The organism is Rhodopseudomonas palustris (genome assembly GCF_003591005.1).
Classification (GTDB): Bacteria; Pseudomonadota; Alphaproteobacteria; order Rhizobiales; family Xanthobacteraceae; genus Rhodopseudomonas; species Rhodopseudomonas palustris_K.
The window spans coordinates 128,607-136,832 of the sequence record NZ_QYYD01000016.1; the positions used below are offsets into that span (position 1 = coordinate 128,607).

Genomic DNA, 8,226 nt, shown 5'->3' on the forward strand with positions numbered 1-8,226 from the left:
CATCCACGCCCTGCTGACGCAAACCCAGAAAAGGCGTGGATGGCTGGAACAAGCCCGGCCATGACGAGGAGATCGGCGACATCGTTGCTCGCCGTGGACCAAGCTACAGCAGATGATCCTTGGCGAACCGCGCCGCGGCCTGATCGGCGATGACCTGCAGCCGCGCCGGCTCCAGCGGGAAATCCGCCGCCAGCCAGCCATCCTCCGCAAGCGTCAGGACATGACCGAGCGCCGGTCCCGCGGCGAAGCCGCGGGCGATGAAGTCGGCGGCTTTCAGCGGGAACGTCGGCGCGCTCCAGCGTTGCGGCAAGGCGATGCGATCGCGCCAATAGGCCGGATCGGCGCGGCTTCCGGCGCGCGCCCAAGCCAGCATCATGCGGTCGTGGAAGCGCGGCTCGCCGAGCCGATACAGCCGGCGGCGCGCAGTCGCTTCGTCCATCCCGGCGAGCCGCCACCAGCGGTGACCCATGGAGTCCAGCCGCTTGGTTTCGGCCTTCGACAACCTCAGCCGCTGCGTCAGCCGCTTGGCGTCCTCGGTGACCGCGACCGCCAGCGCTCCGAGCCGCCGTACCGGATCGGCCGGCAGTCCGAGCGCGGCCTCGGCTTGGATCATCGCCGCCAGCGTGCCCGGATAGCTGACGCCGCCGAGCACGGCGAGCAGCAGGCCGCCGTCGGCCATCGCCACCACCGAGGCGAGCGCGCCGTCCGCCACCATCAGCTTGAGGATCTCCATCCGCATCCGTTCGGCGGACAGGGCCGCAAGGCCGCCGCGGCCGCGCAGACAGGCGAGCAGCCCTTCCCGCTCCGGCGCGCCGGCGCCATAGGCGGCATGGATGCGGAAGAACCGCAGGATGCGGAGATAGTCTTCGGCGATGCGCTGGTCGGGATCGCCAATGAACCGCACCCGCCGCGCCGCGATGTCGTCGAGCCCGCCGACATAGTCGTGCACCACTCCGTCGGCGGTCAACGAAAGGCCATTGACGGTGAAGTCGCGGCGTTGCGCGTCGCGCACCCAGTCGCGGCCGAAAGCGACTCGTGCCTTGCGGCCGAAGGTCTCGACGTCTTCGCGCAGCGTGGTGACTTCGAAGCCGTGGCCCTCCAGCACCAGCGTTACGGTGCCGTGCTCGATCCCGGTCGGCACCGCCTTGATGCCGGCCGCCTTGGCACGGCGGACGACTTCGTCGGGCAGCGCCGTGGTGGCGATGTCGATGTCGCCGATCGGCAGCCGCAGCAGCGCGTTGCGCACCGCGCCGCCGACCACGCGCGCTTCCTCGCCGCCGCCGTTCAGCAGTGCGAGCACCTTGGCGGCCGGGCCGCCGTGCAGCCAGGGCGCATCGGCGCGCACCGCTGCGCCGGTCATTTTTCAGCCCCTGGCACGAGCCGGCCGTCCTCGACATGCGCCGGCACGTAGGTGGCGCCGGGCGGCGCGCCCGAATAATGCACCAACAGCAGCAGGCTGACGATCACCAGCGCCAGCGCCGCGATCAGCAGCCAGGCCACGACCCGGAACGGCCACGATGCGCGATGCGTCAGCGCCGCCCGCGTGATCACCAGATAGACCGCGTAGAGGATGAAAGGGATCAGGAAGATCGCGACTTCCGTCAGAACTGCACGGATCATGGCAGGCAGATCCGTTCGTACAGCACCCGCAGGATGCCCGCGGTGGCGCCCCAGATGTAGCGTTCGGCGAACGGCATTGCGTAGTAAGAACGCTGCGCGCCGCGAAACTCCTTGCTGTGCAGCTGGTGATTGCCGGGATTCATCAGGAACGACAGCGGCACCTCGAAGGCGTCGTCGACCTCGCCCTTGTTGATCGTCAGTTTGAAGCCCGGCCGCACCCGCGCCACCGTCGGCAGAATGCGGAAGCCGAAGCCGGTGCCGTAAACGTCGAGATAGCCGATCGGCTCGACATAAGAGCGATCGAGCCCGATTTCCTCCTCGGCCTCGCGCAGCGCGGCGTCGAGCGGTGAGTTGTCGCCGGGATCGATCTTGCCGCCGGGAAACGAGATCTGGCCGGCGTGATCGTTGAGATGCGCCGCGCGCATCGTCAAAAGCACGGTCGGCTCGGCGTGCTCGATCACCGGGATCAGCACCGCGGCCGGACGGATCGGCCGCTCCTCGGCGATCAGCCGCAGCATCCGATCGGTGCCGGCGTCGCCGGTGGTGGGCACGATGCTCGCATCGGTCAGCGCCGGCGGCACATCGAACCGCAAGCGCCGCTGCGCGCGATCGAAGAAGTCCGCCGAACTGATGCTTGCCGGGGCAGATTCGATCGTCATCGTCGGCCCGTTCAAAGCGCGTCCCAGTTCAGCACGTCCCAGTTCAATACCTCTAAGATCAAAGTGATTCCCTCATCTGCTCCGCGTCGGCCATTGCGAAGAATGCGCCACCGGAAGCAATGCCGAACTTCGGCACCCCATCGACCATCCGCTCCTCGCCGATGTCAACCAGATCGTAATACAACGCCCGCGTCACCTTCGCCCACAGGTCGGCTCGGACATGCAAATACGGCATCAGCCCGCCGTCCTCTGCGACCTCGAAGCGCAGACCATGCTCGATATTGCACGTCACCCAGTCGTCGACGTTGGTGCGAAAGCGCAGGGAGGGTCCGCCCGCGTCACTGTCCTTGACCATCTCGACAGCGGTGAACGGCGCATCATCGACCTTGATGCCGACCTTCTCGACAGGCGTCACCAGAAAGTGCTTGCCGTCCTCGCGCTTGAGGATCGTGGAGAACAGCCGCACCAGCGCCGGACGTCCAATCGGCGTGCCGAGATAGAACCAGGTTCCATCGCTGGCGATGCGCATATCGAGATCGCCGCAGAACGGCGGATTCCACAGATGCACCGGCGGCAATCCCTTGCCTGAGGCGACCTGCTCCGCTGCGTCACGCGCGGCCGCCGTCAGCCCGTCGAGATTGCGGTTCGCCGTCTGCCCTTGCTTCGCCATGGTTTACCCCGACCTTGAATGTCTGTTTGGCACGAGAGCTGCACATCTTCGGCAACGTGCTGCTTCGGATAACTCTCCACATCGTGATGGGCGCAATTCCTCGATGCTCATAATGTGGGGATAGATTTGGCCAATAAAACCATAGCCTTCGCTTCGTCGCAGAGGGCAGCCTAGCATGCGGGCGCAAACGACACGATGCCGCGCCCGATAGGCTGGCCGACGACAAGCGTGAACAGGAGAGACTGGATGGCAGCGGACAGTGTCGAGAAGCTCGAAGACGTGATCGTCCGCTCGGCCGAGCAGATCGCCAGCGACGTGCGCGCCGCCAAGGAAGCGATCGCCACCGTCATCTTCGGCCAGGAACGCGTGGTCGATAATACATTGGTTACCATCCTGGCCGGCGGGCATGCGCTGCTGATTGGCGTGCCCGGTCTTGCCAAGACCAAGCTGGTCGAAACCTTGGGCGTGGTGCTCGGCCTCGATGCCAAGCGGATCCAGTTCACGCCCGACCTGATGCCGTCCGACATTCTCGGCGCTGAGGTTCTCGACGAATCCACCGGCGGCAAGCGGTCGTTCCGCTTCATCGCCGGCCCGGTGTTCGCGCAGCTGCTGATGGCCGACGAAATCAACCGCGCCAGCCCGCGCACCCAGTCCGCGCTGCTGCAGGCGATGCAGGAGCAGCACATCACCGTGGCCGGTGCGCGGCACGATCTGCCGAAGCCCTTCCACGTGCTCGCCACCCAGAACCCGCTGGAGCAGGAAGGCACCTATCCGCTGCCGGAAGCGCAGCTCGACCGCTTCCTGATGGAAATCGACGTCGACTATCCGGACCGCGACGCCGAGCGCCGCATTCTGTTCGACACCACCGGCGCCGAGCAGAGCGCACCGAAGGTCTCCATGAATGCCGAACTGCTGGTGTCGGCGCAGCGGCTGGTGCGCCGACTGCCGGTCGGCGATTCCGTGGTCGAGGCGATTCTGTCGCTGGTGCGCTCGGCGCGTCCGGGTCCGGAAGCCGGCGATCTCGGCAAGCTGATCGCCTGGGGCCCCGGCCCGCGCGCCAGCCAGTCGCTGATGCTGGCGGTGCGCGCCCGCGCACTGCTCGACGGCCGGCTGGCGCCGTCGATCGACGATGTGCTCGATCTCGCCGAGCCCGTGCTGAAACACCGCATGGCGCTGACATTCTCGGCGCGCGCCGAAGGCCGCACCATCGCCGAGGTGATCCGGCAGCTCAAGAGCCGGATCGGCTGATGGCGCAGGCGACCGAGCAGCCGAACAGGGAGACGCTGGCAGTCAGACGCGCGGATGGCGAAAGCCGTACGCTTGCCGCATCCTTGCCGCGCCTGATGCTCGAAGCCCGCCGTATCGCCAACAATGTCACCCATGGTCTGCACGGCCGCCGCCGCGCCGGCGCCGGCGAAAACTTCTGGCAGTACCGTCGCTTCGTTTCCGGCGAGCCGGCCACCCGCGTCGACTGGCGTCGCTCGGCACGCGACGATCACCTTTACGTCCGCGAGTTGGAATGGGAGGCCGCGCATACCGTGTGGCTGTGGCCGGACCGCTCCGCCTCGATGGCCTACGCCTCGAAGAGCGCGCGCGACAGCAAGCTCGAACGGGCCTTGATCGTGACCTTCGCGCTGGCCGAACTCCTGGTCGCGGGCGGCGAGCGCGTCGGCATTCCGGGCCTGATGAATCCCACCTCAAGTAGCAATGTGATCGACAAGATGGCGCAGGCAATCCTGCACGACACCACGTCGCGCGACAGCCTGCCGCCGTCTTTCGTGCCGTCGTCGCTGGCGGAAATCGTGGTGCTGTCGGATTTCTGGTCGCCGGTCGGTGACATCCGCAAGATGCTGGCGGGGCTGTCCGGGTCGGGCGCACATGGCTCGCTGGTGCAGGTGGTCGATCCGTCCGAAGAGAGCTTTCCGTTTGCCGGGCGGGTCGAATTCGTCGAGCCCGAGGGCGGCGGCGCGATTACCGCGGGCCGGGCCGAGACCTGGGCGAGTGACTACGTGGCGCTGGTGGCGGCGCATCGTGACGCCATCCGGATTGAAACCGGCAAGCTCGACTGGCTGTTCTCGACCCATACCACCAGCCGCTCCGCCGCCGAATTGCTGCTGTTCCTGCATGCCGGCATGACCAACGCCCACAGCACGGATCGCGGCAGCAAAGCGGGGCTCGGCGCATGATCGGCGGTTTGCCTCTGTCGTTCGCCCAGCCGCTGCTGCTGTTCGGCCTGCTGGCGCTGCCGGCGCTGTGGTGGCTGCTGCGCGTCACCCCGCCGAAGCCGCGCCGGATCGACTTCCCGCCGACCCGGCTGCTGTTCGAGATTTCCCCGAAGGAAGAGACGCCGTCCCGCACACCATGGTGGCTGACGGCGCTGCGCATGCTCGCCGCCGCGCTGGTGATCTTTGCGTTGGCCGGCCCGATCTGGAATCCGCAGACCGCTGCGGGCAACAGCAATGGCCCGCTGCTGATCATGCTCGACGACGGCTGGAGCTCAGCCTCGAACTGGGAGCTGCGCATCAAGGCCGCTGACGAGCTGATCGCCGAAGCGGATAGTTCGCGCCGCGCGGTGGCGCTGGCGCCGATGTCGGAAGCGACCCGCGATCCGGTGCTGATGCCGGCCGGCACCGCGCGGGTGTCGCTGCGTCAGCTGTCGCCCAAGCCTTACGCGGTCGAGCGGGTCGAGGCGCTGGCGCCGGTCGAGCGTTTTCTCAAGAGCAGCGCCGACGCCGAGATCGTCTGGCTGACGGACGGCGTCGACACCGGTCGCGGCGGTGAATTCGTCGGCGCACTGGCCAAGCTGCTGCAGGGCCGCAACGTCACCATCGTCGAAGGCGGCGCAGCGCCGCCGCACGCGCTCGCCGCGGCCGAGAACGCTGCCGCCAAAATGACCGTGAAGGTGCTGCGCGCGCAGGCCGGCGGCCTCGACACCGGCACGGTGCGGGCGCTCGACGCCAAAGGCGCGCCGATCGGCGAAGCGTCGTTCAACTTCCCGCCGCAGGACCGCGATACGGATGCGGCATTCGAACTCCCGGTCGAACTGCGCAACGACATTTCACGACTGGAGATTGCGGGCGAGCGTTCGGCTGGCGCAGTACAACTTCTGGACAAGCGTTGGCGTCGCCGCGCCATCGGCATCGTCTCCGGCGCGAGCACCGACACCGCGCAGCCACTTCTGGCGCCGACGTTTTATCTCACGCGCGCGCTGGCGCCGTTCGCCGACGTGCGGCTCGGCGACCGCGGCGCGCCGCAGCAGGTGATCGCGCAGTTCCTCGACCAGAAGCTGCCGATGATCGTGATGGCCGATGTCGGCTCGCTGTCGCCGGAAATCCGGCAGCGGCTCGATGCCTGGATCGCCCAGGGCGGCGTGCTGGTGCGGTTCGCCGGCCCGCGGCTGGCGCGGCAGGACGACGACGATCTGGTGCCGGTGAAGCTGCGCCAGGGCAACCGCAGCCTCGGCGGCAGCCTGACCTGGGAGAAGCCGCAGAAGCTCGCGGCGTTCGCGGCCGACGGCCCGTTCGCCGGCATTGCCGTTCCGAACGACGTCACCGTCAACCGCCAGGTGCTGGCCGAGCCCGATGCCGTGCTGGCGACCAAAAGCTGGGCCTCGCTCGCCGACGGCACGCCGCTGGTCACCGGCGAGCATCGGAGCAAGGGCCTGGTGACGCTGTTCCACGTCAGCGCCGACATGCGCTGGTCGGATCTGCCGATGTCCGGCACCTTCGTCGAGATGCTGCGCCGGCTGGTCGACATGTCGGGTTACACCTCGACCCCGGACGCAGGCGTGGCCGCCGAGGTTCAGGGCACCGAGACTGTCGCGCCGCTGCGCACGCTGGACGGCTTCGGCGCATTCGGCCCGCCGCCGCCCTCCGCCAAGCCGATCCCGGTCGACTGGCGCGACCGCGGCAGCGCCGATCATCCGCCCGGTTTCTACGGCCCCGCCGACGGCCCGATCGCCGTCAACACGCTGGCGAGCGCCGACCGGCTGGCGCCGCTGGATACGTCGGCGATCGCGGCGCGCCGCGCTGCCTACACCACCGCGGAGCCGCGCGACCTGCGCGGCATGCTGCTGGCCTCCTCCCTCGGCCTGTTTGCGCTCGATGCCCTGATCGTCGCGCTGCTCGGCGGCGGCCTCGCCGCGCTGCTGTCGCGCCGCCGCCGTGCCGTCGCCACCGCGCTGGCGTTGATGCTGGCGCTGCCGCTGGCCAGTCTGCCGCAACCGAGCTTCGCAGACGCCGCCAAGGATGAGTTCGCCATCAAGGCGACAGCGCAGACCCACCTCGCCTATGTGGTCACCGGCAATGCCGACGTCGACCAGATCGTCAAAGCCGGCATGAGCGGGCTGACGCTGTTTCTGGCGCAGCGCACCGCGCTCGAGGCCGGCGAGCCGATGGGCATCGACCCGGCGCGCGACGAGCTGTCGTTCTTCCCGCTGATCTATTGGCCGATCATCGCCGGCAGCCCGAAGCCGTCGCAGGACGCGCTCAACAGGATCGACGCCTATATGAAGCAGGGTGGCACGGTGATCTTCGACACCCGCGACGCTATCGAGGCCCCGGCCGGCCCCAACGGCGGCTCGCAGACGCCCGGCATGCAGACGCTGCGCAATCTGCTGTCGTCGCTCGACGTGCCCGAACTCGAGCCGGTGCCGCGCGAGCACGTGCTGACCAAGACGTTCTATCTGCTGCGCGACTTCCCGGGACGCTTTACCGCCGGCGAGACCTGGGTCGAGTCGCTGCCGCGCGAGAACGACGACGAAGACACCACGCGCCCGGCGCGCGGCGGCGACGGCGTGTCACCGATCATCATCACCTCGAACGATTTCGCCGGTGCCTGGGCGATGCGCCCCGACGGCCAGCCGATGCTGCCGCTGTCCCCGGGCGAGCCCCGCCAACGCGAATACGCCTTCCGCGCCGGCGTCAACATCGTGATGTACACCCTGACCGGCAACTACAAAGCCGACCAGGTCCATGCGCCGGCGCTGATCGAGCGGCTGGGGCAATAACGATGACCTCTCCCCGTCATTGCGAGGAGCGCAGCGACGAAGCAATCCAGCGCCGTGCACTGGGCTGGATTGCTTCGCTTCGCTCGCAATGACGGTGAGGTTTACATACGCGGCCGTCATCCTGAGGCGCGAGCGCAGCGAGCCTCGAAGGATGACAGCCAGAAGGAAATGCGCGGCCATCCTTCGAGGCGCGTCGCTTCGCGGCGCGCGGCGGAGGATGACGGTGTTGGAGTTGAGAGGGAGCTTGTTTTCAATACGGGCTCGCCTTA

Annotated in this window: 7 protein-coding genes; 3 read left to right on the forward strand and 4 right to left on the reverse strand. The window is 68.0% G+C overall.

What is annotated here, in order from left to right; all coding sequences use genetic code 11:
- Positions 1-103 precede the first annotated feature (103 nt).
- Genes D4Q52_RS16500 through D4Q52_RS16515 form a run of 4 tightly spaced genes read right to left on the reverse strand, consistent with a single transcriptional unit; the run spans position 104 to position 2,949 of the window.
- Positions 104-1,360, reverse strand: coding sequence for a CCA tRNA nucleotidyltransferase (locus D4Q52_RS16500; protein ID WP_119857659.1), 1,257 nt, complete (start codon positions 1,358-1,360; stop codon positions 104-106).
- Positions 1,357-1,620, reverse strand: a complete 264-nt coding sequence (locus tag D4Q52_RS16505; protein WP_119857660.1) for a DUF6111 family protein — start codon at positions 1,618-1,620, stop codon at positions 1,357-1,359. Before D4Q52_RS16505 ends, D4Q52_RS16500 begins: the two co-directional genes overlap by 4 nt.
- Positions 1,617-2,279 (reverse strand): CoA pyrophosphatase, encoded by a 663-nt coding sequence (locus tag D4Q52_RS16510; RefSeq protein WP_119857661.1) that lies wholly within the window; start codon positions 2,277-2,279, stop codon positions 1,617-1,619. Before D4Q52_RS16510 ends, D4Q52_RS16505 begins: the two co-directional genes overlap by 4 nt.
- A 58-nt stretch (positions 2,280-2,337) precedes the next feature.
- Positions 2,338-2,949 carry a DUF1285 domain-containing protein gene (locus D4Q52_RS16515; RefSeq protein WP_119857662.1) on the reverse strand — a complete coding sequence of 204 codons (612 nt, stop codon included), beginning with the start codon at positions 2,947-2,949 and terminating at the stop codon, positions 2,338-2,340.
- A 246-nt stretch (positions 2,950-3,195) separates the two neighbouring features.
- Here D4Q52_RS16515 and D4Q52_RS16520 point away from each other — a divergent pair, with 246 nt between their 5' ends.
- The 3 genes from D4Q52_RS16520 to D4Q52_RS16530 are packed head-to-tail and all read left to right on the forward strand — an operon-like array spanning position 3,196 to position 7,957.
- The gene (locus D4Q52_RS16520) at positions 3,196-4,197 is read left to right on the forward strand and encodes an AAA family ATPase (protein WP_119857663.1); all 1,002 of its coding nucleotides are present in this window, start codon (positions 3,196-3,198) and stop codon (positions 4,195-4,197) included.
- Complete coding sequence (locus D4Q52_RS16525; protein WP_119857664.1) at positions 4,197-5,135, forward strand: DUF58 domain-containing protein; 939 nt, start codon at positions 4,197-4,199, stop codon at positions 5,133-5,135. The genes D4Q52_RS16520 and D4Q52_RS16525 overlap by 1 nt, the downstream gene beginning before the upstream one ends.
- Entirely contained in the window at positions 5,132-7,957 is a 2,826-nt protein-coding gene (locus D4Q52_RS16530; protein ID WP_119857665.1) for a DUF4159 domain-containing protein, read from the forward strand. The genes D4Q52_RS16525 and D4Q52_RS16530 overlap by 4 nt, the downstream gene beginning before the upstream one ends.
- Positions 7,958-8,226: the final 269 nt, after the last annotated feature.